Here is a 23784-nt window from a genome sequence, read left to right as displayed (position 1 = left end):
GCCCCGGCCCGGGCCTGGCCCCGGCCCAGCCCCGGCCCCGGCGCCAGCCGGACCCGCACAACAGGAACCGCCTCGAACCACGGACGTCCGTGGTACGAGGCGGTTCCGGTTGTGCCGTGCCGAAGTGCGCCACGGCTGCGGGCGCGGGGTCGGCGGGGTCCGCCCGGGCAGCGCCGGGCAGCGCCCGGCGTTCAGCGCTCGGCGGACTCCCGCGAGCGGGCCGGCTTCGCCTGGGGCACCTTCGTGCCGACGACCTGGTCGATGACGTCGCGGGCGATGGCCTGCGCCGTCAGCCCGGCGTCAGCGAGGATCTGGGTCCGGCTGGCGTGGTCGATGAACTCGTCCGGGAGCCCGAGCTCGTTCACACCGGTGTCGACCCCGGCAGCGCGGAGGTCCTGCCGCAGCCGGGTGCCCACACCGCCGACCCGGACGCCGTCCTCGATGGTGATGACGAGTCGGTGGTCGCGGGACAGGTCGATGAGCGACACCGGGATCGGGACGACCCAACGCGGGTCGACGACGGTCACGCCGATGCCCTGCGCCTCGAGGAGCGCCGCCGCCTCGAGCGCGGTCGGCACCATCGACCCGACGGCCACGACGAGGACGTCCGGTTCCTGGTCGTCGGCGGGCCTCCGGAGCACGTCCACCCCGTCCACCAGCCGTTCGACCGCGGGGATGTCCGGTCCGACCTGGCCCTTCGACCACCGGAGCACGGTCGGGGCGTCGTCGACGGCCACGGCCTCCCGGAACTCCTCGCGGAGGGTCGCAGCGTCGCGCGGGGCGGCGATCCGGATGCCGGGCACGACCTGCAGGAGCGCGAGGTCCCACATGCCGTGGTGCGACGGACCGTCGGGGCCGGTGATGCCCGCGCGGTCGAGCACGAACGTGACGCCGGCCCGGTGCAGGGCGACGTCCATGAGCACCTGGTCGAACGCGCGGTTGAGGAACGTCGCGTAGAGGGCGACGACGGGGTGCAGACCGCCGTAGGCGAGCCCTGCAGCGGTCGTCACGGCGTGCTGCTCGGCGATGCCGACGTCGTAGACACGGTCGGGGTGCGCCTGCTCGAAGAGGTGCAGGCCGGTCGGCCGGAGCATCGCGGCCGTGATCGCGACGATGCGGGGGTCCTCGTGCCCGACCTCGGCGAGGGTGGTCGCGAAGACCGAGGTCCACGACGGACCCGACGACACGTCGAGCGACTCCCCGGTCTCGGGGTCGATGTGCCCGACGGCGTGGAACTGGTCCGCCTGGTCGCGGAGCGCCGGCGCGAAGCCGTGGCCCTTCTCCGTGATGGCGTGCACGATGACCGGGGACCCGTAGCCCTTCGCCTGCCGGAGCGCCGCCTCCATGGCCTGCTGGTCGTGCCCGTCGACGGGGCCGACGTACTTGATGTCGAGGTTCGAGTACAACGCCTCGTTGTTCGTGAACCGGGACAGGAACCCGTGCAGGCCACCCCGGAGGCCCCGGTACACCGCTCGGCCGGGCGCCCCGAAGAGGTCGGCCGCCGCACGGCTCTTCTCGTACAGCGTGCGGTACTCGCGACGGGTCCGCACCGAGCTGAGGAAGCGGGCCATGCCGCCGATCGTCGGCGCGTAGGACCGGCCGTTGTCGTTGACGACGATGACCAGTCGACGGTCGTTCTGGTCGGAGATGTTGTTGAGCGCCTCCCAGGTCATCCCGCCGGTGAGGGCACCGTCGCCGACGACGGCGACGACCGTGCGGTCGCTCTGCCCCGTCTGCTGGAACGCGCGGGAGATCCCGTCCGCCCAGGACAGCGACGACGACGCATGTGAGGACTCGACGATGTCGTGCTCCGACTCGCTCCGCTGCGGGTACCCGGCGATCCCGCCACGTTCGCGGAGGTGCGAGAAGTCCTGCCGTCCGGTGACGAGCTTGTGCACGTAGGACTGGTGCCCGGTGTCGAACACGAACGGGTCGTGCGGCGAGTCGAACACGCGGTGCATCGCGAGCGTCAGCTCGACGACGCCGAGGTTCGGCCCGAGGTGCCCGCCGGTCTTCGCGACCTCGGCGACCAGGAAGCTGCGGATCTCCGCTGCGAGGTCGGTCATCTGCGCGTCGGAGAGACGCTTCAGGTCGCGCGGCGACGTGATGCTGGCGAGCAGGCTCACGGGCGATCCTTTCGTGCGGTGTCGGCCCACTCTATGCGCGTGACCCAACAGCAGACGGGAGGCCCGCCACCAGCTGGTGACGGGCCTCCCGGAGGTGTCGTGCTCGCGTCGACGACCGCGTCGGGATGTCAGACGAGCGACCGGAGGACGTACTGCAGGATGCCGCCGTTGCGGTAGTAGTCGGCCTCGCCCGGGGTGTCGATGCGGACGACCGCGTCGAACTCGACCGTCTGCTTGCCTGCGGGCGAGTGCTCGCTCGGCTCGGCGGTGACGCGCACCGTCTTCGGCGTGGTGCCCTCGTTCAGCGCGGTGAGCCCCGAGATCGAGATGACCTCGGTGCCGTCGAGCCCGAGGGACTCGATCGACTCACCAGCGGGGAACTGCAGCGGGACGACGCCCATGCCGATGAGGTTCGAGCGGTGGATGCGCTCGAAGCTCTCGGTGATGACCGCCTTGACGCCGAGGAGGCTCGTCCCCTTCGCCGCCCAGTCGCGGGACGACCCGGAGCCGTACTCCTTGCCACCGAGGACGACGAGCGGGATGCCCTGCGCCTGGTAGTGCTCGGACGCGTCGTAGATGAACGACTGCGCGCCGTCGGGCGTGGTGAAGTCGCGGGTGTAGCCGCCCTCCACGCCGTCGAGGAGCTGGTTGCGGAGGCGGATGTTCGCGAAGGTGCCGCGGATCATCACCTCGTGGTTGCCGCGACGCGAGCCGTAGGAGTTGAAGTCCTTGCGGTCGACGTCGTGCTCGGCGAGGTACCGCCCCGCCGGGCTGTCCGCCTTGATGGAGCCGGCCGGCGAGATGTGGTCGGTCGTGACGGAGTCGCCGAGCTTCGCGAGCACGCGGGCGCCCGAGATGTCGGAGACCGGGTCCGGCTGCATCGTCATGCCGTCGAAGTACGGGGGCTTCCGCACGTAGGTCGACTCGCTGTCCCACTCGAAGGTGTCGCCCGTCGGGGTCGGCAGGTTCTTCCACCGGTCGTCGCCCTCGAACACGGAGCCGTACTCGTGCGTGAACATGTCGGTGTCGATCGACGCGTCGATGACCTGCTGGACCTCGGCCGTGTCGGGCCAGATGTCCTTGAGGAAGACGTCGTTGCCCTCGGTGTCGGTACCGAGCGCGTCGGTGTCGAAGTCGAAGTGCATCGACCCGGCGAGGGCGTACGCGATGACCAGCGGCGGGGACGCCAGGTAGTTCATCTTCACGTCGGGGTTGATGCGCCCCTCGAAGTTGCGGTTGCCCGAGAGCACCGCGGTCACCGCGAGGTCGTTGTCCTGCACGGCCTGCGAGATCTCCTCGGGCAGCGGGCCCGAGTTGCCGATGCAGGTGGTGCAGCCGTAGCCGACCGTGTAGAAGCCGAGGTCCTCGAGGTAGCTGGTGAGCCCGGCCTTCTCGTAGTAGTCGGTGACGACCTTGGAGCCGGGCGCGAGGGTCGTCTTGACCCACGGCTTGGCCTTGAGGCCCTTCCGAGATGCGTTGCGCGCGAGGATGCCCGCGGCCATCATCACCGACGGGTTCGACGTGTTCGTGCAGGACGTGATCGCGGCGATGGCGACGGCACCGTGGTCGATCGTGAACGGGTCGCCGTCGGCGATCGCGACGGACGTCGGCTTCGAGACCGAGCCGGGAGCGCTGGAGGCGTGCACCGGCACCTCGGACGCCGGGGCGTCCTGCAGGTCGTCGACGGCGTGCTCGTCACCCGGGGCCGCGGCGACCGGGTCGGACGCCGGGAACGTGTCCGCGACGGCCTTGTCCTCTTCGGTGTGGTCGATGCTCGCGTAGTTCGCGAGGTCCACCTCGAACTGGTCCTTCGCCTCGGTGAGGACGATGCGGTCCTGCGGGCGCTTCGGCCCGGAGATCGACGGGACGACCGTGGAGAGGTCCAGCTCCATGTACTCGGAGTAGACGGGCTCGACCGAAGGGTCGTGCCAGAGGCCCTGCGTCTTCGAGTACGCCTCGACGAGGGCGATCTGCGCCTCGTCACGACCGGTCAGGCGCAGGTAGTCGAGCGTGACGTCGTCGACCGGGAAGATCGCCGCCGTGGAACCGAACTCGGGGCTCATGTTGCCGATGGTCGCGCGGTTCGCGAGCGGGACCGCACCGACGCCCTCGCCGTAGAACTCGACGAACTTGCCGACCACGCCGTGCTTCCGGAGCTGCTCGGTGATCGTGAGCACCACGTCCGTCGCGGTCACACCGGCGGGGATCTCGCCGGACAGCTTGAAGCCGACGACCTTCGGGATGAGCATCGACACGGGCTGCCCGAGCATCGCCGCCTCGGCCTCGATGCCGCCGACGCCCCAGCCGAGCACGCCGAGCCCGTTCACCATCGTGGTGTGGGAGTCGGTGCCGACGAGGGTGTCCGGGTAGGCGTAGGTCTCGCCGTCGAAGTCGCGCGTGTAGGTGACCTTCGCCAGGTACTCGATGTTGACCTGGTGGACGATGCCGGTGCCCGGCGGGACGACCTTGAAGTCCTCGAACGCCGTCTGACCCCAGCGGAGGAACTGGTAGCGCTCCCCGTTGCGCTCGTACTCCAGGTCGGTGTTGCGCTGGAGGGCGTCGGTGCTGCCGAACAGGTCCGCGATGACGGAGTGGTCGATGACCATCTCGGCCGGCGAGAGCGGGTTGATCTTGTTCGGGTCGCCGCCGATCTCGGCCATCGCCTCGCGCATGGTGGCGAGGTCGACGATGCACGGGACGCCGGTGAAGTCCTGCATGACCACGCGGGCCGGGGAGAACTGGATCTCGGTGTCCGGTTCGGCCTCGGGGCGCCAGGAGCCCAGCGCGCGGATCTGGCCCTCGGTGACGTTCGCGCCGTCCTCGGTGCGGAGCAGGTTCTCGAGCAGCACCTTCAGGCTGTAGGGCAGCTTCTCGTGCCCGGGCACCCGGTCGATCCGGTGGATCGCGTAGTCGACACCCCCAACCGAGAGCGTGTCCTTCGATCCGAAGCTGTTGACTGCAGCCACTGTGCCGCCTCCTGAGTTGATCGGTGTGCCCTCATCCTCGCGGGCCGCGGGACGTCCCACCAGCAAGGTGAACCTAAACCCGAGGACGCCGTCGTGCCCGGGCGGAAGTGTCTTGACGTCGAGACAACTCTACACCGCGGCCGGTTCGTCCCGGACGAAGACGGTCCGGACGAGCAGCCACGTCACCCAGAGCAGCGCGGCGTACAAGGGCACGCCGGTGATGAGCTTGATGCCCGCGAGCAGCTCGACCTGCGCGGTCAGCCAGAGCGGGATCTCGAAGGCGAGGCGGAAGGCGAACAGTCCGGCCCACATCCACGTCGCGACTGTGAGCACCCGACGCTTCGCCGGGTCGTCCCGCCAGTCGTGCCCGTCCTCGTCGCCCGGGACGAGGAGACCGACGACCAGGCCGATGAGCGGTCGCCGGATCGCCAGGGTCACGAGGATCACCGCGAGGAACACCGCGTTGATGACGATGCCCGGGATGAAGTTGCTCTCCGCCCGGCCGGTCAGCAGCGCGAGGCCCGCCGAGATCGCGACACCGAAGATGCCCGCGAAGGACATCATGATCGACTGCCGCTGCACCAGACGGAGCACCACGAAGACGAGCCCGATCGCGACCGGGACGACGACGCTCGGGACGACCTCCTTCGTCACCGCGTAGACGATGAGGAACGCGAAGCCGGGCAGCACCGACTCGGCGAGCCCGCGCACCCCGCCGACCGCGGTCAGCAGGGCCCTGCCCGACGGCGCCTCTCCCGGGGCGACCTGCCCGATGCCGGCGCTCCGTACGGCGTCCCGGAGCTGAGCCTGGAGCGAGAGCGGCTCCGCCCGCTCCTCGGCGTACGGGTCGCGCTCGGGCGCGACCCCGTCCGGACGTGGGCGGTCGTCGTGGTCCGTCACCGGGCCTCCAGGCTGGGTCGAGCGTTCGGCCGGCGGCCGGGTCAGATGGTCGACTGCGTCGACTTCGGCATGTGCAGCGGGATGAGGTCGCGCGGCGGCATCGGCGTCGTGCCCCGCACGACGACGACGCTGCGGAACAGCTCCTCGATGTCCGCGGAGTCCTCGGGTCGGTCGGCTGCCTTGCCGGCGATCACCCCGCGGAGGAACCAGCGCGGGCCGTCGACGCCGACGAACCGGGCCGCGCGGACGCCGTCCGTGACGCCGGCGCCGCCGACGACGGGGACCTGTGCGCGGAGCTCGGGGCCGAAGGGGCCGTCGACCTCGGTCACGACACCGCCCTGCTGCTCGATCTGCTCGGCGATCTGCGCGCGGATCTCGTGCCAGAGACCGGTGGTCCGCGGGGCGGCGAACGGCTGCACCTGCAGGGTGGACTCGTCGAAGTCGAGCCCGACCGCGACGACGCGCTTCGAGTCCTCCTCCACCTCGAGCCGGAGGTGCAGGCCCTCGCGCGGCAGGATCTTCACGCCGCCGAGGTCCACGTAGGGTCGCACGAGGTTCGCCTCGGTCTCGTCGAGCGGGCCGTTCTCGCTGCGGTCGGCGGGGGCGGACTTGTCGGTCGACTCGGTGGCGAGCACCTCGTCCAGCCCGGCGTCGGCGTCGTCGGCGAGTTCGATCTCGGGCGTCGGCCCGGCCACCTCGACGTCGTCCACCACGGCCTCGGCGACCTCGACCTCGTCGCGCTTGCGTCGTCCGATCCTCATGACCGCGTCCCTTCTCGACCCTGTTCGTGCATGTCGACGGGCGTCGCCGCGCCGTCGTGTCCGTCGGTGCCCGCGTCCCGTCGGGCGTCCCCTACGCCGTAGACGCCCGGGTGCCCGCCCTGGTCGTCACGGTAGCCCGACGAGCCGAAGCCGTCCTGGCCGCGGACGCTCTCCGGCAGGTCGGCGACCCGTGTGAACGTCACCCGCGGGACGGGGAGGACCACGAGCTGCGCGATCCGGTCTCCGACCTGGACGGCGTAGGGCTCGGTGGCGTCCGTGTTGAGCAGCGCCACCTTGACCTCGCCGCGGTAGCCGGAGTCGATCGTGCCGGGGGCGTTGACGATCGTGATGCCGTGCTTCGCCGCGAGCCCGCTCCGGGGCACCACGAACCCGACGTGTCCCTCGGGGAGGGCGATCGCCACACCGGTCCCCACCAGGCGCCGCTGTCCGGGCGCGAGGACGAACGCCTCGGCCGAGACGAGGTCGGCCCCGGCGTCACCGGGTTTCGCGAAGACGGGAGCGGCATCCCCGGTCCAGAGCACGTCGACTGCATCGGTCACGAGTCGAGGGTAGTGCAGACCGTGACCGATCCGTGACCTGGCTCGGAGCACGCAGCGATGCATGGTCGAATGGAGGGGTGACCGTGTACCGCGAACGACTGTGGGCGCCGCCCGCCCTGTACCTGGCGACGGCGCTCGTCGTCCCCGCGAGCCTCCTCGTGTTCCTCCCCATCAGCGTGACGGCCGGTGTCGTCGTCGCGATCGGGATGGAACTCGCCGTGCTCGTACTGCTGTGGGTCCTGGCCCCCGTCATCGAGGTGACCGAGACCGAGTTCCGTGCGGGCCGGGCACACCTGCCCCGCACCGCGGTGGGTGCCGTCGAGGGCTTCACGGGCGCAGCCGCCACGAGCCAGCGCGGCCCGCAGCTCGACGCGCGGGCGTGGACGCTCTTCCGCGGCTACGTGCACGGCGTGGTGAAGGTCGAGGTCCGCGACGACGCCGACCCCACGCCCTACTGGCTCGTGAGCGTGCGGCACCCGGATGCCGTCACCCGCGCACTCACCGGCTCCGCCGCCACCCCCGGCAGCGACCGGCGCTGACGCCTCGCCGGGGCGGCGCCAGCAGCCCGACGCAGGACCTGCCGACGCGCAGGACCTCCTGACATGCAGGACGGCCCGCATCCGACTGGATGCGGGCCGTCCTGCACTCGGCAGCGTGCGCCGGCGCTCGTCGCCCTACAGAGCGGCGCACTCCATGCACACGGGGCCGAGCTTCGTCTCGTGGTCGAGCTGCGAGCGGTGCTTCACGAGGAAGCACTCCACACACGTGAACTCGTCGACCTGCGGGGGGAGGACCACGACGTCGAGGTCGACGTCGCTGAGGTCCTGCCCGGCGAGTTCGAAACTGCCGGGGTTGTCGGAATCGTCGTCGACGACCCCCGACATCTTGTCGGGAACGCGCTCCTTGAGGGCCTCGATCGACTCCGAGTCAGAGTTGTCGTCGGTCTTCCGAGGGGCGTCGTAATCGGTGGCCATGCCCATCCATTTCTCGTATCGAGAGGGTCGTCGCCGGAATCGGCGGCGACAGTTTGCACCACGGCCCGTCCGAGTGCAAACCGGAGCGAGGGGCGGTGCGTTCTGGCCGTGCAACCCGGCGCACGTCTGCGCCATTCCCGGAGTCGACGACCTGCGCGCGGCACGCCGTGCGCCTCCCCGGAAACTGCCCGGACGGCCTGCATACTCCTCGGGTACGACGCACGACCGTACGCAGGCAGCGGAAGGCGGAACCATGCAAGACGTGAGAGTCATCGGAGTCGAATCCGGGTCGCTCCTCCTCGCGACCGACGGCGGGACCGAGTTCCGGCTGCCGGTCACGGCGTCCCTCGCGGGTCAGGTCCGGCAGGCGAACCCCGAATCCGGTCCGCAGAAGCGCGTGTCCCCGAAGGACGTGCAGGCGCGCATCCGCAGTGGCGCCGACGCCGCGGACGTGGCCGCCGCGCTCGGGGTCGAGGTCGACTACGTCCGGCGCTTCGAGGGCCCTGTCCTCGCCGAGCGCGCGTTCATCCTCGACGCCGCCCGACGCGTCGGCGTCACCCCGGTCGACGACGCGTCGCCGGACACCTTCGGCCCGGCCATCACCGCCCGGCTCGAAGCAGGCGACGCCACGGACATCGCGTGGTCCAGCTGGAAGCACGTGGAGAACGGCTGGCAGGTCCAGGTCCGGTACACCGCGGCCGAGGTCGAGCACGACGCGCAGTGGCGCTTCGACCCGAAGACCGCGACGCTCGTGCCGGACAACGGGGACGCCCACCGGCTGTCCCACACCGAGGACGAGGGCATCGCTCCCCGACTCCGCGCCGTCGAGTACGAGCGCCAGGACGAGGACGGCACCCGCTTCGACTCCGGGGCCTTCCACGTCGAGGAGCCGGCCGCCACGGACGAGACCACGGCCGCGGAACCCGCCGAGCGCGCTCCGCTCCGCCCGCCGCTCCCCCGGATCGGTACCGCCTACGTCGAGGAGCGCGCGCCGGGCAACGAGACCGCCGACCTGCTCGAGGCGCTCCGTCGTCGCCGCGGTGAGCGCGAAGCCGCCTCGTTCCCCGAGCAGCAGGACGCACCGCGCGGTCCGGCCGTCGGCGTGGTCGACATCCCCCTGCACGGCGCGGACGACTCCGACACCGCCCCGCAGCCCGAGGCCCGTCCCGCCGCCACGAGCGACGGCGACGCGCGCCAGGACCGGCGCAAGCGCAACCGCCGCGCGATGCCGAGCTGGGACGAGATCGTCTTCGGCACCCGTCCGGACGACGACACCGTCTGAGCCCGCGCCGCCGACCGACGCAAGGCCCGTCACACGTCCGTGGGGCGGGCCTCCCGTCGTCCCGTGCCCGGGTCCGGGTCCGGGTCCGCTCGGGTGCTACCGCTGCGCGAACGCCCCGGCGAGCCGGAGCGGTACGAGCAACTCGTCGTCGCTCATGGCCCCGTGCTGGCCGACCATCCGCCCCGGTTCGGTCCCGGCACGGACGTCGCGGTCGTCGTTGAAGGCCCACGAGCCACGGGCGACGAGCAGGACGTCGCCGATGCGCGGGAGCACCTCGGACGCGACCGAACCGAACCACCCGGCTGCCACCGCCTCGTCCCGGCTCGCCACGATCGCGCGCTTGCCGAGGGAGGCCCGGAAGGCCTCGACCAGGTCCGGCACGTCCGTCCCGGGGGCGACCGTCAGCTGTCGGCAGCGCGGGTCCCCGGCGACGCCGACGACGTCCGTCAGCAGGTGCGGGTCGAGCGACACGTTCGACTCCGGCGGGACGTCGAGCACGCCGTGGTCCGCCGTCACCAGGACACCCACGTCGGGTCCGACGCGTGCCGCCAGCCGGGAGACCTCGGCGTCGACCAGCTCGAGCGCCGCCGTCCACCGGTCGGACTGCCAGCCGTGCTTGTGGCCGATCGAGTCGAGTTCGGGCACGTAGAGGTAGACGAGCTGCCGACCGGAGGCGGTGGCCTCGATCGCCGCGTCGACCCGGGCGGAGACGGTGTCCGCCGACACGAAGCGCGCGCCGCCGAGCACGTTGGCGGTCATCCCGGAGGACCGGTAGCGCCCCGGGGCGACCACGACGGGCTCGACGCCGAGTCCGTCCGCCACGGTGAACAGCGTCTCGGAACGGAGCCACCCGGCGGGGACCTCGTCGTCCCACCCGCTGAGCAGGTTCATCACGCGCTGCCGGCCGGGGTCCCAGCCGCTGTAGCCGACGACGCCGTGGGTCCCGGGCGGGCGGCCCGTGGTCAGGGTCGTCAGGGCCGCGGCGGTCGTCGTCGGGAACCCGCTCCGCAGCCGCTTCTTCGTGGCCGTCAGGAAGCGTGCGTGGCCGGCCCGTGCGGCGAGGGCGTTCGCGCCGAGGCCGTCGACGAGCACGACGACCGCGGAACGGGCGGGGCGGAGGGGGATCCGGGCCTCCAGGCCGCGCGCCCGGAGCCAGTCGTCGTCGGCCGCGCCGAGTGCGACCAGGCAACTCGGCAGCACGTCGGCGAGGTTCGCGGTGTCGTCGGGGGCCGTCGGTACGCTGGTTGCCACCCCACCACTCTCCCAGAAAGGTGCCATGGCACGCACGGACGTCGTCGGACTGCCCGACGGTGAGCGCATCGAGGAGGTCGACGTCTCCGAGGAGATGCAGGGCTCCTTCCTGGAGTACGCGTACTCCGTCATCTACTCACGCGCTCTCCCGGACGCCCGCGACGGCCTGAAGCCGGTGCAGCGGCGGATCCTGTACCAGATGGCCGAGATGGGTCTCCGGCCGGACCGCGGCCACGTGAAGAGTGCCCGCGTCACCGGCGAGGTGATGGGCAAGCTGCACCCGCACGGCGACGGTGCCATCTACGACGCGCTCGTGCGCCTCGCACAACCGTTCACGATGCGCGTCCCGCTCGTCGACGGACACGGCAACTTCGGGTCCCTCGACGACGGCCCCGCCGCGGCACGGTACACCGAGGCCCGGCTCGCCGAGCCGTCGATGGCGATGACCGAGGGGCTCGGCGAGGACGTCGTCGACTTCGTGCCGAACTACGACAACCAGATCATGCAGCCGAGCGTGCTGCCGGCGGCGTTCCCGAACCTGCTCGTCAACGGCGCCTCGGGCATCGCGGTGGGCATGGCGACGAACATGGCGCCGCACAACCTCGGCGAGGTCGTCGAGGCAGCGAAGCACCTCCTCATGCACCCGCAGGCCACCCTCGACGAGCTCATGGAGTTCGTCCCGGGCCCCGACCTGCCCTCCGGCGGCACGATCGTCGGGCTCTCGGGTGTGCGGGACGCGTACGCCACGGGCCGCGGTAGCTTCCGGACGCGGGCCAAGGTCTCGGTCGAGAACCTCACCCCGCGCAAGTCCGGGCTCGTCGTCACCGAGCTGCCGTACCTGGTGGGTCCGGAACGGGTCATCGAGAAGATCAAGGACGGGGTCCAGGCGAAGAAGCTCGTCGGCATCTCCGACGTCAACGACCTGACCGACCGCAACCACGGTCTGCGGCTCGTGATCGGCATCAAGTCCGGCTTCAACCCCACGGCCGTCCTCGAGCAGCTGTACAAGCACACCCCGCTCGAGGAGAACTTCGGCATCAACAACGTCGCCCTGGTCGACGGGTCGCCGCGCACGCTCGGCCTCCGCGACCTGCTCGACGTCTACGTGCGGCACCGCCTGTCCGTGGTGACGCGGCGCTCCGAGTACCGGTTGGCCCGTCGTCGCGAACGGCTGCACCTGGTCGAGGGGTTGCTCATCGCGATCCTGGACATCGACGAGGTCATCCAGGTGATCCGGACGTCCGACGACTCCGAAGCCGCGCGCAGTCGCCTGCGGGACGTGTTCGACCTGTCGGAGGTGCAGGCCGAGTACATCCTCGAACTGCGCCTGCGACGACTCACGAAGTTCTCGCGCATGGAGCTCGAGGGCGAGCGTGACCAGCTGCTCGCCGACATCGCCGCGCTCGAGGAACTCCTGGCGTCCGATGACCGCCTGCGCAGCCAGGTCGCGACCGAGCTGAGCGAGGTGTCCGACCGGTTCGCCACGCCCCGGCGCACCCTCCTGACCGAGGCCGACGCCCCCGTCCGCGGTGGCCGGAAGGCCGCGGTCGACCCCGAGTCGCTCCAGGTCGCCGACGCTCCCTGTCGCGTGCTGCTCTCCACGACCGGGCGGCTCGTCCGCGTCGACATCCCCGCGGCCGAGTCCGGTATCGTGCACGTCCCGAAGCGGTCGAAGCACGACGCGGTCCGCTCCACGGTGGTGAGCACCGTGCGCGGGCAGGTCGGCGCCCTCACCTCGACCGGCCGTGTGCTGCGCTTCTCCCCCGTCGACGTCCCCGCCGTGCCGCCCGCGTCCGTGCGGCTCGACGCCGGCGTCCGCGTCACCGACTACCTGGGCATCCCGAAGTCCGAGATCGTCGTCGCACTCGTGTCGCTCGACGCCGCCGTGACCGAGTCGCTCGCGATCGGGACCGCGCAGGGCGTCGTGAAGCGCGTGGTGCCCGGCGCGTGGCCGGACAAGGCCGAGGTCGTCGCGATCGGGCTCAAGCCGGGCGACCGCGTCGTCGGTGCGACCCAGGCACCCGAATCGGACGACCTGGTGTTCATCACCTCGAACGCGCAGCTGCTGCGTTTCCCGTCCGCCGCCGTCCGCCCGCAGGGGTTGCCGGCCGGCGGTGTCGCCGGGGTGTCCCTGGCCGCCGGTGCGTCCGTCATCTGGTTCGGATCGGTCGCGCTGACCGAGGACTCCGTGGTCGCCACCGTGTCCACGACGTCGACCGCCCTGCCCGGGACGGACGCCGGACGGGCGAAGGTGTCCGCGCTGACCGAGTTCCCGGCGAAGGGCCGCGGGACCCAGGGGGTCCGGGCGCACGCGTTCCTGAAGGGCGAGGACGGTCTGACCGTGGCGTGGGCGGGCGTCGCTCCGCCGCACGCGGTCGGGGCGGACGGTGCTGCCCGGACGCTGCCGGACTGGCTGTCGAAGCGTGACGGCTCCGGCAGTCCGCTCGACGCCGAGGTCGTGACCATCGGTGGGAGCGCGGCGGCCGTCGACGGGACTCGCGGCGAGGCCTGAGCCTCACGCGCGCTGAGCGCACACGAGCGTCGCAGCAGGGCGCACGCCAGCGTGGCCGCACCGGGACGGACAGGAGGCGCGGGGCCGGGCCGCCCCGCGCCTCCTGTCCGGCAGGGCGCCGTCAGGCGTCGATGCGCTCGCGGTCCAGACCCTCGCCGGCGAGGATGAACTCCTTGCGCGGGGCCACGTCGTTCCCCATGAGCAGCTCGAACACCTTGGCCGCCGACTCGGCGTCCGACACGTTGACGCGTCGCAGGGTGCGGTGCGCACGGTCCATCGTGGTCTCGGCCAGCTGGTCGGCGTCCATCTCGCCCAGGCCCTTGTAGCGCTGGATCGGCTCGAGGTACTTCTTGTTCGAGCGCTCGAGCTTCTTGAGGAGCGTCGTCAGCTCCTGCTCGGAGTAGGTGTACAGCGTGTCGTTCGGCTTGCCGCGGTTGACCACGACGACCCGGTGCAACGGCGGCACGGCGGCGAACACCCGGCCCTGCTCGATCATCGGGCGCATGTACCGGAAGAAGAGCGTCAGCAGCAGCGTCCGGATGTGGGCACCGTCGACGTCGGCGTCGGACATGATGATGACCTTGCCGTAGCGGGCCTGGTCGAGCTCGAACGTGCGCCCGGACCCCGCACCGATGACCTGGATGATCGACGCGCACTCGGCGTTGGAGAGCATGTCCGACACCGACGCCTTCTGGACGTTGAGGATCTTCCCGCGGATGGGCAGGAGCGCCTGGTACTCGCTGTTGCGGGCGAGCTTCGCGGTACCGAGTGCCGAGTCGCCCTCGACGATGAACAGCTCGGTCCCGTCGACGTCGTTCGAGCGGCAGTCGGCGAGCTTCGTCGGGAGCGACGAGTTCTCGAGCGCGTTCTTGCGGCGCTGCGTCTCCTTGTGCGCCCGGGCGGAGATGCGCGTCTTCATCTCGGCGACGACCTTCTCGAGCACGACCGCGGCCTGCGCCTTCTCGGTGCGCTGCGTCGAGGTGAGGATCTCCGTCATGCGCTTGGCCACCACGGAGTCGACGATCCGGCGGACGGCCGGCGTGCCGAGGATCTCCTTCGTCTGGCCCTCGAACTGCGGCTCGGGCAGCCGGACGGTCAGCACAGCGGTGAGGCCCGCGAGCACGTCGTCCTTCTCGAGCTTGTCCTGCCCGACCTTGAGCTTGCGCGCGTTCGCCTCGACCTGGGCACGGACGGCCTTGACCAGACCGGACTCGAACCCGGCCTGGTGCGTGCCGCCCTTCGGGGTGGCGATGATGTTCACGAAGCTCCGGAACACCGTCTCGTACCCGTCGCCCCACCGCAGGGCGACGTCGACCTCGCACGTGCGCTCGACCTCGGTGGACACCATGTGGCCTTTGTCGTCGAGCATCGGCACGGTCTCCTTGAACGTGCCGGAGCCCTGGATGCGCCAGACGTCGGTCTTCGCCCCGTCGACGGCGAGGTGCTCGACGAACTCGCCGATCCCGCCCTCGTAGCGGAAGCGCTCGACGACCGGCCCCTGCTCGACCGCCAGGGCCGGCGCGGTGTCGGTCGCGGGCCCGTCCGTCCCGGTCCCGTCGTCCGTCGTGCCGGACGCCCCGGCGCCGGCAGTCGACGCCGCCAGGGCCGCACGCTGGGCGGCCGCCGCGATCGACGCCGGGCGAGCGTCGGTGATGGTGAGCCCGAGTCCCGGCACGAGGAACGCGGTCTGCCGCGCGCGGTTGACGAGGTCCCCGGTGCTGAAGGCCGCGTCCTTCGTGAAGATCTGTCGGTCCGCCCAGTAGCGCACCCGCGTCCCGGTCACGCCCTTCTTCACCTTGCCGACCACCCGCAGTTCGCTCCCCGAGGTGAAGGGTGCGAACGGGGCGTCCGGCCCGATGCCCCGGGAGTCGTCGAACACGCCCGGCTCGCCCCGGTGGAACGACATGGCGTACGTCTTGCCGCCGCGGTCCACCTGCACGTCGAGTCGTTCGGACAGCGCGTTGACGACCGAGGCGCCGACGCCGTGGAGGCCGCCCGAGGCCGCGTACGACCCGGAGCCGAACTTGCCGCCGGCGTGCAGCTTCGTGAACACGACCTCGACCCCGGTCAGCCCCGTCTTCGGCTCGACGTCCACCGGGATGCCGCGCGCGACGTCCGACACCTCGACCGACCCGTCGGCGTGCAGGGTCACCCCGATCTCGTCCCCGTGTCCGGCCAGGGCCTCGTCGACGGAGTTGTCGATGACCTCCCACAGGCAGTGCATGAGCCCACGGGAGTCCGTCGAGCCGATGTACATGCCGGGACGCTTCCGGACCGCCTCGAGTCCTTCGAGGACGGAGAGATGCCGTGCGGAGTAGTCGGAGCTCACGTGATCAGGGTACCGAGCCGCACCGACACCAGCGGGCCGCACGAGCGGTGTGCCTCGGCGAGGGGACAAGCGCTCCGCGCTCAGCGAACGAGCCGGTCAGGATGCACGGCATCCAGGCGGGACGTGTTGGAATGGGTGCATTCACCGCACCGTACTGCGATCCGTGAGGAGCACAGCAATGACCCAGACCGTGCAGGACCTCTCCGTCGACGAACTCAACGACAACCACCAGCTCACCGCGGCCGACCGCTGCGACAGCTGCGGTGCGCAGGCGTACATCCGCGCCACCATGGCCAGTGGTGAACTCCTGTTCTGCGCCCACCACGGCGCCGAGTTCAAGGACAAGCTGGCAGCCACCGCCCTCGAGTGGCACGACGAGTCCTCGCGACTCCACGAGTCCAAGTAGGCGGCACCGCCGCGACGCACCGGAGGCCCGGTGCCGGTCCACGAGACCGGCACCGGGCCTCCGGTGCGTCGTCCTGTCGTACGGACGCTGCCTGTCGTACAGGCGCTGCCTGTCGTACGGGCGCTGCCCGTCGGCGGGATCAGGTGATGCGCTTGAACGCCTTGTCGACGTAGCGGTCGACCGTGGCACGGGCTTCGCGGGCGTACCGGTCGATCGTCGCGGTGCGCTCGGCGTCCGGTGCGTACGTCCGTCCGAGGCGGGCGGTCGCCGCGGCGAGGACCGCATCCGTGAGCTGCGGGTTGAGCGGCAGGATCGGCCCCTGGGTGTGGGTGCCGAACGACGTGCCGGCGATCGCGCCCTCGACCGGTGCACCGGCCTGGTTGCCGCCACCGGACACGACGTCCGCGAACGGTTCGACGCCGTCGGCCAGCTCGATGCGCGCGGCGTGGTCCTCGAAGCCCGCGAGGCGCGTGGAGGCGCCGGGGAGTAGCGGGTACCGGGTCTCGAGCACGAAGTAGTTGACCCGGCGCTCGGCACCGCGGACGGCGCGGGCGTCGAACACCCCGAACCCGTCGACCGGGGCGCCCTCGGTCGGGACGACCTGGTTCGTCGCGAGGTCGAACCCGCCGCCGACCGCGACGACCGGCACACCGGCGGCGGCGAAGTCGCGCAGCGGCGTACCGACGCGGGCGACGTCGGTACCGAGCGACCGCATCGCGCTGAGCGGTCCGTTCCCGACCAGCACGACGTCCGCGGACGCGGGGAGCGTCTCGCCCGGGGCGTACTCCACGACCTCGGTGTCGATGTCGGCCGCAGCGGCGCGACGGACGAGGGCCGCGACGTTGCCGCGGTCCCCGGAGACCCCCATCTGGCGCGGGTACACGTGCAGGATGGTCAGGCGATCGGCCGTCATGCGGTCTTCTCCAGGTCCGGGTGGCCGAGGGCCTTCCGGGCGATCATCATGATCTCGTAGTTGACGATGAAGTTCTTCGTGCCGGTCGTCGTCGCCCCGAGGCCCTGCATGTGCCGGATCGCGGACTCGACGTCGGGTTCGACGCGGCCGATGCGGACGCCGGCGTGCTCGAGGGCGATCGCGATCTGCCAGGCCTTGTCACCCGACACGACGTCCACGTGGTCGAGCTTCGAGAAGTCGATGTCGTAGATCCACGAGATGTCCGGGGTGCCCTCGTCGATCGCCATGAGCACCTGTTCCGGGTGCGCGGGCAGCGCGTCCAGGTTCAGCTGCAGACTCGCGGCGTTCTTGAACATCGTGAACTCAGCGGACTCACCCGCGATCGGCAGACGCTCACCACGTCCGTACGCCGGCTTCATCCGCTGGAACGCCTTCGTCACGGCGTCGGCACGGAACTGCGCGCCGAGCGCGGCACTCGCGGTCGCGGTCGCCGCCGCGGCGTCGACGGCGTAGTGCAGGCCGCGAGCCGGCAGGCGCACCGGCACCTCGTCGCCGTCGAAGGCGATGGTCGCGCCGTCGCCGGTGAACACGACGACCTCGGCGTCGGCCGTCGTCTGGGCACGGTCCGTCCCGGCGACGAAGTCGTCGGCGTTCTGCAGGCCGTTCGGCGCAGCGGCCACGACCTCGGAGCTCGCACCGAAGCGGAGCACGCGCTGACCGTCGACGGGCGTGTAGGCGTCCAGGAACTGGTCGTCGTGGTTCGTGATGACGTTCGCGGACGACAGCGCCGCGGTGTCGAGCATCATCGTGGCGACGCGCTCGGTCTCGAAGAACCGGTAGAGCTGGTCGACCTGGACGTTGAGCATCGTCACCGTCGACGGCGACAGGATGCCCGCCAGTTCGACGGCGAAGGCCTCGTCCACCTCGAGGATGCCGATGTCCGCCTTGAGCTTGCCGGTCAGCGACACCTCGGACAGGAGCGCGGACGCGATCCCCTGCGGCAGGTTCGCCCCGGACGGGTTCGTGAAGACCCGGAGCCCGTGCGCACGCACGATCTCCGAGATCATGTGCGTCGTCGTCGACTTGCCGTTCGACCCGAGGACGAACACGACGCCGTTCGGGAACTGCCGCGTGACGTGCTGCAGGAAGTCCGGCACGAGCTTGAGGACGACGTAGCCCGGGTAGGCGGATCCGCCGCCCCGCGCACGAGCGAGGGCACGGAGGATCCGCCCGACCAGGATCGGGATCGCGAAACGCACGGGCGGCCTACTCGAGGTAGTCGCGGAGCGACTGCGACCGGGACGGGTGGCGGAGCTTCGCCATCGTCTTCGACTCGATCTGACGGATCCGCTCGCGCGTGACCCCGAACGTGTCGCCGATCTGGTCGAGGGTCTTCGGCTGGCCGTCACCGAGGCCGAAGCGCATCCGGATCACGCCGGCCTCGCGCTCGGACAGGGAGTCGAGCAGGCTCTCGAGCTGCTTCTGCAGCATGGTGAAGCCCACCGCGTCGGCCGGGACGACCGCCTCGGTGTCCTCGATGAGGTCACCGAACTCCGAGTCACCGTCCTCGCCGAGCGGCGTGTGCAGCGAGATCGGCTCGCGGCCGTACTTCTGCACCTCGACGACCTTCTCGGGCGTCATGTCGAGCTCGCGGGCGAGCTCTTCCGGCGTGGGCTCGCGGCCGAGGTCCTGCAGCATCTGCCGCTGCACCCGGGCGAGCTTGTTGATGACCTCGACCATGTGCACCGGGATGCGGATGGTGCGGGCCTGGTCGGCCATGGCACGGGTGATGGCCTGACGGATCCACCACGTCGCGTAGGTCGAGAACTTGAAGCCCTTCGTGTAGTCGAACTTCTCGACCGCACGGATCAGGCCCAGGTTGCCCTCCTGGATGAGGTCGAGGAACTGCATGCCGCGGCCCGTGTAGCGCTTCGCGAGCGAGACGACGAGACGGAGGTTCGCACCGAGCAGGTGCGACTTGGCACGCTGACCGTCACGCGCGACCCAGCGGAGTTCGCGCTCCTCGGGCTTCGAGAGCCCGGTCGAGTGCTGCAGCTTGTCCTCGGCGAACAGGCCGGCCTCGATGCGCATCGCGAGCTCGACCTCCTGCTCGGCGTTCAGCAGCGCGACCTTGCCGATCTGCTTGAGGTAGTCCTTCACCGGGTCCGCGGTGGCACCCGTGATGGTCGTCGAGTAGACCGGCGCCTCGTCGTCGTCGGTCTGCGAGATGACGAGCGCACCCGCGGCGACCGCGGCGGCTTCGGTCGAGGGCTTCGCAGCCGACTCGTCCTCGGCGTCCTCGGCGACCTCGTCGGTGGTGTCGGTCGTGTCCTCCACGACCTCCACCGGGGCGTCGTCCTCGCCGTCGCCGTCCTCGTCGTCGGCGGCGGCGGCCGTGGCCTTCTTGCCCGCGGCCTTCTTCGGGGCCGCCTTCTTCGGGGCGGCCTTCTTGGCGGCGGTGGTGGTCCTGGTGGCGCGCTTCTTCGGCGCGACCGTGCCCTCCGTCTCCGTGGCGTCTTCCGCCACGACGCCGTCGGGCGTGGTGTCCTTCGTGGGATCGACCGTCGTGCTCCGGGCAGCCATGCGATCACCTTCCTCGTCGTGCCACGTTCCTGGGGTCGTGGCCTTCCCTCGCCGCCCAGGGCCACCGCCGCGGTCCCCCACGTCGTCTGGTCCTACCGTTCCGGGCAGCACTAGGACCCATGTCAAGTCCCCCGACGTCGGACGCGGGGAACCCGAAAGGGTCCGTGGTCATTATTGCACGCGCTGTTTCCGCAGGCGTGCAACGAGTGCAACCCACAGCGGTCCCACCCGTATTCCGTCCTCGGCGTGCAGACGGGCGCGGGTCCGGCGACGGGCGGACAGGAGCATCACGACGCCGAACCCGACGACGACGTACTGCACCGTCATCGCGACGCGGAAGTTCTGCCACGCGAACGTGTCGGTGCCGGAGGCCGAGGCGAGGACGTCGAGCAGCGTCCCGATGGCGAACATCATCACGAAGGCCGCCAGGAACCCGCCGACGTTCACGACGCCGTTCGCCGATCCGAGCGACCCCACGGGGTTGAACGATCGCGCGAAGTCGAACCCGATCAACGAACCCGGTCCCCCGACGCCCATCGCCACGACGAGCAGGACGAGCAACCACGTCGGCGGCTGCCCCGGCCAGAGCAGCACCGCGGTCCACACGACGCCCAAGGCTGTGACGATCCCGAGCACCAGGTTCGACCGGCGCATCGGGAAGCGCGCGCACAGGAGTCCCAGGACGGGTCCCGCGACGAAGCCGACCACCACGATGACCGTCAGGAAGCTCGCCGCCTCGGTCGGTGAGTACCCGAGCCCCCGCAGCATCGGGACGCCCCACAGCAGGCTGAACACGGTTCCCGAGGACTGCGTCACGTAGTGCGACCAGAACCCGAGTTGCGTGCCCGGCCGACGGAGGGCGTGCCCGAAGGTGCTGAACGCGGCACCCCACGAGTGCGGGATCGGGATCGTGTCCGTGCGCACGGCGACCGGCCCCGCGCGGACGAAGACCACCGCCAGGACCAGTCCGACGGCGCTGGTGGCGGCTGCGACGCCGAACGCGGCGTCCCACCCGACCGAGTGCAGGAGCAGGGCGAACGGGAACGCGGAGACGATCTGGCCGATCTGGCCGAGGTTGCCCGTCCACTGCGAGATCTGCGGCAGCAGCGTCCCGCTGAACCACATCGGCAGCAGTCGCATCACCGAGATGAACGTCATCGCGTCGCCCGCTCCGACGAGCACGCGCCCGATGACGGCCGGGCCGATGGTCGGTGACACCGCGACCACGGCCTGCCCGACCGTGAGCAGCACCGCCCCGAGGAGCACCAGGCGGCGCGGACCGACGCGGTCGAGCGCGATCCCGACGGGGATCTGCAGTCCGGCGTAGACGGCGATCTGCACGACCGCGAGCGTCGACAGCACGGCGGCCGACACGGCGAAGCGGTCCTGCGCGTCGACCCCGGAGACCCCGAGGGACGACCGCTGCACGACCGCGAGGACGTACGCCAGGACGGCGACGCCCCAGACGACGAAGGCGCGGCGGGAGTTCACCCGACCAGGCTAGCCACCACGCGGGCACCGTCCGCGCGGGCCAACCGTGACCCCGGGCCGACGTCAGTCGTCGTCGGCGGTGCGACGGTCCGCGAGGAACCGTTCGAGTTCCGCGGCGATCGCGTCCGCCGTCGGCACCTCACCGTCGGCGCCGGTCAGCGGGGACGCCACCGGGTTGCCCTCCATGTAGGTGTCGTGGCGCTGCTCGAGCGCGCCGACCAGGCGCTGGAGTTCGGCGTTGCCGGCGACCTGCTCGTCGACCCGGGACAGGAACTCCCGACCCTCCTCGCGGAGGGCGTCGGTCGGGAAGATGAGCCCGGTCGCGGCCGAGATCCCGGACAGGGCGGCGACGGCCGCGTCGGGGTACTCGGTGTCCGCCAGGTAGTGCGGGACGAGCAGGACGAGCCCGGTCACCTGCTGCCCGAGCTCGGCGAGGCGGTGTTCGACCAGGTGCAGGACGTTCGCCGGCGCCTGCGTCTCGGGCTTCCAGACGCTCATCGACTCGACCAGGTCCGCGCGCGTGCCGGACACGGTGGTGCCGATCGTCCGGGTGTGCGGCACCGGCATCGGGATCGCCTGCACCCAGGTGGTGTCGGCGACCTGCAGGTCCTCCGCGAGGTCGACGACGGCGCGGACGAAGCGGTTCCACTGGAAGTCGGGTTCGTAGCCCGACAGGAAGAGGAACTGCTGGCCCAGCTCGTCGCGCACGAGGTGCAGGGTGAGCCGGGGCGGCTCCACGGCGGTGATGTGGTCGTGCTCGAACGTGATCACCGGGCGGCGGGCGCGCCAGTCGAGCAGGACGTCCGGGTCGAACTCGGCCACGAGCTGCGACTCGAGGGAGCCGGTGATCGACGTCGTGATCTGTGCCACCGCCGAGCCCGCGTCCGCGAAGCCCGTGAGGGCGGCGACGAGGTGCAGCCCGGCGGGCACCGTCGGGGCGGACTCGTCGAGCGTGTAGAGGTCCTCGGGGTGGTTCACCCGGCCAATGCTAGGCGGGCCCGCCGACGCGGCCCGGACCGCCGCCCACGCCGACAGCGAACAGGCCGTCAGAGCACCGTCAGTAGGCTGGTGTGATGGTCCGACCGACGCTCTCCACCACTTCCTCCTCCCCCGCCTCCGTCGACGCCGACGTCCTCGTCGTGGGTGTCCGCCCCGGCACCGACGGCGGCCCCGCCACCCTCGCACCGACCGCCGTCGGCCCCGTCCCCGGCCTCGAACAGCTCGACCTGGAGGCCGTGGGCGCCACCGGCGCGAAGGACCAGCTCGTCCGCATCCCCGGTGGTGCCGCCGCCGGGATCGCCGCCGCCGGCGTCGCCCTCGTCGGGCTCGGGAGTGCGACCGGCACCGCCGCCGTCCGCTCCGCCGCGGGCAGCGCCGTCCGGCAGCTCCCGCACGTCGGCTCGATCGCCCTCGCGCTGCCCACCGAGGACGACGACGCCGTCGCCGCCGCGCTCGAGGGCGCGGCCCTCGGCTCGTACGCCTTCACCCGGCACAAGGGCACCGGCACCACCGGTCCGGTCCGCGGTGACCAGCGCATCACGGTCCTCGCCCCCGCATCGGTGGACGCCGACGCGACCGTGCGTCCGGCCGTCGTGGCCGAGGCGGCATCGCTCGTACGCGACCTCGTGAACACCGCCGCCGGCGACCTCGGTCCGTCGGACGTCGCCGACGTCGCGGCCGCGGTCGCCGAGGGGCTGCCCCTCACGGTCGAGGTCCTCGACGAGACGGAGCTCGAGCAGCAGGGCTTCGGCGGCATCGCCGGGGTCGGTCAGGGCTCGGTGCGGCCGCCGCGACTCGTCGTCGTCCGGTACGAGCCGGCCGGTGCGGCGAAGCACCTCGCGCTCGTGGGCAAGGGCATCACGTTCGACACCGGCGGCCTCTCGCTGAAGCCCGCCGCGTCGATGCTCGGCATGAAGACCGACATGACCGGCGCGGCGACCGTGCTCGCCGCGACGGTCGCCGCGGCACGCCTGGGTCTCGACACGAAGATCACGGCCTGGCTCTGCCTCGCCGAGAACATGCCGTCCGGGTCGGCGATCCGCCCCGGCGACGTCCTCACCCTCAAGAACGGGAAGACCGTGGAGGTCACCAACACCGACGCCGAAGGACGCCTCGTCCTCGGTGACGGGATCGCGGCGGCCTCGCTCGAGCAGCCCGACGCGATCGTCGACGTCGCGACGCTCACCGGCGCGCAGATGGTCGCCCTCGGCGACCGGACGACCGGTCTCATGGGCAGCGACGCGTTCGTCGCGCAGGTCCGCGCGGTCGCCGACGCCGTCGCCGAACCGGTCTGGCCGATGCCGATGCCGGAGGAGCTCGACGGCCGGCTCGCGAGCGACGTCGCCGACATGGTCAACGCCACCGTCGGCCAGACCGCGGGCGGCATGCTCCTCGCCGCCAAGTTCCTCGAGCGCTTCGTCGGCACGACCGCCGACGGCGCGACCATCCCGTGGGCGCACCTCGACATCGCCGGCCCGTCCGAGAACCGCGGTGCCGGGTACGGCTGGCTCGGCAAGGGCGCGACCGGTGTGATGGTCCGGACCCTGGTCGCACTCGCAGAAGACCTGCAGGGCAAGTAGTAGGTTTGGTTCCGGCGGGGCCGCCGCGTCAGCGTGCTCCCCGCCGGAACTGACGGGACGGGACCGGTACAGACGGTCCGACCGCCGGACGCCGCCGCGCGGTGTCCACCGGGACGGCGTCCAAGAGACACCAAGCCGCCCCTGACACGCA

General features: G+C 71.4%; 17 protein-coding genes and 1 pseudogene. 5 read left to right on the top strand and 13 right to left on the bottom strand.

All coding sequences use genetic code 11. The features are described from left to right. Nucleotides 1-191: 191 nt before the first annotated feature. The 5 genes and pseudogenes from dxs to dut all read right to left on the bottom strand — a co-directional run. Complete coding sequence (gene dxs, locus DEJ34_RS07240) at nucleotides 192-2126, bottom strand: 1-deoxy-D-xylulose-5-phosphate synthase (RefSeq protein ID WP_110911242.1); 1935 nt, start codon at nucleotides 2124-2126, stop codon at nucleotides 192-194. 128 nt (nucleotides 2127-2254) lie between these two features. Continuing rightward, entirely contained in the window at nucleotides 2255-5092 is a 2838-nt protein-coding gene (locus tag DEJ34_RS07235; protein ID WP_110911241.1) for an aconitate hydratase, read from the bottom strand. Nucleotides 5093-5221: 129 nt separating this feature from the next. Further along, nucleotides 5222-5992, bottom strand: a complete 771-nt coding sequence (locus DEJ34_RS07230) for a DUF3159 domain-containing protein (protein WP_110889719.1) — start codon at nucleotides 5990-5992, stop codon at nucleotides 5222-5224. Nucleotides 5993-6033: 41 nt separating this feature from the next. After that, nucleotides 6034-6753 carry a DUF3710 domain-containing protein gene (locus tag DEJ34_RS07225; protein ID WP_110825453.1) on the bottom strand — a complete coding sequence of 240 codons (720 nt, stop codon included), beginning with the start codon at nucleotides 6751-6753 and terminating at the stop codon, nucleotides 6034-6036. Nucleotides 6754-6866: 113 nt separating this feature from the next. Continuing rightward, nucleotides 6867-7313 (bottom strand): annotated as a pseudogene (gene dut / locus DEJ34_RS07220) (dUTP diphosphatase); the annotation flags it as partial. Nucleotides 7314-7390: 77 nt separating this feature from the next. Between dut and DEJ34_RS07215 the strand changes: the two are divergent. Next, on the top strand, nucleotides 7391-7852 hold the full coding sequence (locus DEJ34_RS07215; protein WP_110825451.1) for a DUF3093 domain-containing protein: 462 nt from the start codon (nucleotides 7391-7393) through the stop codon (nucleotides 7850-7852). A gap of 135 nt (nucleotides 7853-7987) precedes the next feature. On the opposite strand, the gene DEJ34_RS07210 is transcribed toward DEJ34_RS07215, so the two are convergent. Next, nucleotides 7988-8287 (bottom strand): DUF4193 domain-containing protein, encoded by a 300-nt coding sequence (locus DEJ34_RS07210; RefSeq protein ID WP_110825450.1) that lies wholly within the window; start codon nucleotides 8285-8287, stop codon nucleotides 7988-7990. Nucleotides 8288-8549: 262 nt separating this feature from the next. Between DEJ34_RS07210 and sepH the strand changes: the two genes are divergently transcribed. Further along, nucleotides 8550-9569, top strand: a complete 1020-nt coding sequence (gene sepH / locus DEJ34_RS07205; protein ID WP_181422235.1) for a septation protein SepH — start codon at nucleotides 8550-8552, stop codon at nucleotides 9567-9569. 96 nt (nucleotides 9570-9665) lie between these two features. Here sepH and DEJ34_RS07200 read toward each other — a convergent pair whose 3' ends face one another. Continuing rightward, a complete protein-coding gene (locus tag DEJ34_RS07200) occupies nucleotides 9666-10820 on the bottom strand; it encodes an alkaline phosphatase family protein (protein WP_258368310.1) in 1155 nt (384 codons plus the stop codon). Between the two features lie 25 nt (nucleotides 10821-10845). Between DEJ34_RS07200 and DEJ34_RS07195 the strand changes: the two genes are divergently transcribed. Continuing rightward, nucleotides 10846-13332 (top strand): DNA gyrase/topoisomerase IV subunit A, encoded by a 2487-nt coding sequence (locus DEJ34_RS07195; protein WP_110911238.1) that lies wholly within the window; start codon nucleotides 10846-10848, stop codon nucleotides 13330-13332. A gap of 121 nt (nucleotides 13333-13453) precedes the next feature. On the opposite strand, the gene DEJ34_RS07190 is transcribed toward DEJ34_RS07195, so the two are convergent. Further along, nucleotides 13454-15661, bottom strand: a complete 2208-nt coding sequence (locus DEJ34_RS07190) for a DNA gyrase/topoisomerase IV subunit B (protein ID WP_110911237.1) — start codon at nucleotides 15659-15661, stop codon at nucleotides 13454-13456. Between the two features lie 178 nt (nucleotides 15662-15839). On the opposite strand from DEJ34_RS07190, the gene DEJ34_RS07185 reads away from it, so the two are divergent. Beyond that, nucleotides 15840-16067 carry a DUF7455 domain-containing protein gene (locus DEJ34_RS07185; RefSeq protein ID WP_110825445.1) on the top strand — a complete coding sequence of 76 codons (228 nt, stop codon included), beginning with the start codon at nucleotides 15840-15842 and terminating at the stop codon, nucleotides 16065-16067. A gap of 139 nt (nucleotides 16068-16206) precedes the next feature. Here the strand turns inward: DEJ34_RS07185 and DEJ34_RS07180 are convergent, their stop codons facing one another. The 5 genes from DEJ34_RS07180 to DEJ34_RS07160 all read right to left on the bottom strand — a co-directional run bounded on the left by DEJ34_RS07180 (nucleotide 16207) and on the right by DEJ34_RS07160 (nucleotide 22032). Beyond that, complete coding sequence (locus DEJ34_RS07180) at nucleotides 16207-16980, bottom strand: hypothetical protein (protein WP_110911236.1); 774 nt, start codon at nucleotides 16978-16980, stop codon at nucleotides 16207-16209. Then, nucleotides 16977-18239 carry a MurT ligase domain-containing protein gene (locus DEJ34_RS07175; RefSeq protein WP_110825443.1) on the bottom strand — a complete coding sequence of 421 codons (1263 nt, stop codon included), beginning with the start codon at nucleotides 18237-18239 and terminating at the stop codon, nucleotides 16977-16979. Before DEJ34_RS07175 ends, DEJ34_RS07180 begins: the two co-directional genes overlap by 4 nt. Nucleotides 18240-18246: 7 nt before the next feature. Next, nucleotides 18247-19563, bottom strand: coding sequence for an RNA polymerase sigma factor (locus DEJ34_RS07170; protein WP_110825442.1), 1317 nt, complete (start codon nucleotides 19561-19563; stop codon nucleotides 18247-18249). A gap of 171 nt (nucleotides 19564-19734) precedes the next feature. Beyond that, nucleotides 19735-21054 (bottom strand): MFS transporter, encoded by a 1320-nt coding sequence (locus tag DEJ34_RS07165; RefSeq protein ID WP_110911235.1) that lies wholly within the window; start codon nucleotides 21052-21054, stop codon nucleotides 19735-19737. Nucleotides 21055-21117: 63 nt separating this feature from the next. Then, nucleotides 21118-22032: a proteasome assembly chaperone family protein gene (locus DEJ34_RS07160; protein ID WP_110911234.1), complete on the bottom strand. Its 915-nt coding sequence runs from the start codon at nucleotides 22030-22032 to the stop codon at nucleotides 21118-21120. A 95-nt stretch (nucleotides 22033-22127) separates the two neighbouring features. Between DEJ34_RS07160 and DEJ34_RS07155 the strand changes: the two genes are divergently transcribed. After that, nucleotides 22128-23633, top strand: a complete 1506-nt coding sequence (locus tag DEJ34_RS07155; protein ID WP_110900032.1) for a leucyl aminopeptidase — start codon at nucleotides 22128-22130, stop codon at nucleotides 23631-23633. Nucleotides 23634-23784: the final 151 nt, after the last annotated feature.

Source organism: Curtobacterium sp. MCPF17_050, assembly GCF_003224435.2.
Lineage (GTDB): Bacteria > Actinomycetota > Actinomycetes > Actinomycetales > Microbacteriaceae > Curtobacterium.
Note: the sequence above shows the minus strand (reverse complement) of the source record. Positions and strands in the feature narration are given on the sequence as shown.

Coding starts and splice junctions, on each gene's coding strand:
- DEJ34_RS07225 (WP_110825453.1), bottom strand. CDS start 6,753: ATGAGGATCGGACGACGCAAGCGCGACGAGGTCGAGGTCGCCGAGGCC.
- DEJ34_RS07210 (WP_110825450.1), bottom strand. CDS start 8,287: ATGGCCACCGATTACGACGCCCCTCGGAAGACCGACGACAACTCTGAC.
- DEJ34_RS07195 (WP_110911238.1), top strand. CDS start 10,846: ATGGCACGCACGGACGTCGTCGGACTGCCCGACGGTGAGCGCATCGAG.
- DEJ34_RS07185 (WP_110825445.1), top strand. CDS start 15,840: ATGACCCAGACCGTGCAGGACCTCTCCGTCGACGAACTCAACGACAAC.
- DEJ34_RS07180 (WP_110911236.1), bottom strand. CDS start 16,980: ATGACGGCCGATCGCCTGACCATCCTGCACGTGTACCCGCGCCAGATG.
- DEJ34_RS07170 (WP_110825442.1), bottom strand. CDS start 19,563: ATGGCTGCCCGGAGCACGACGGTCGATCCCACGAAGGACACCACGCCC.
- DEJ34_RS07155 (WP_110900032.1), top strand. CDS start 22,128: ATGGTCCGACCGACGCTCTCCACCACTTCCTCCTCCCCCGCCTCCGTC.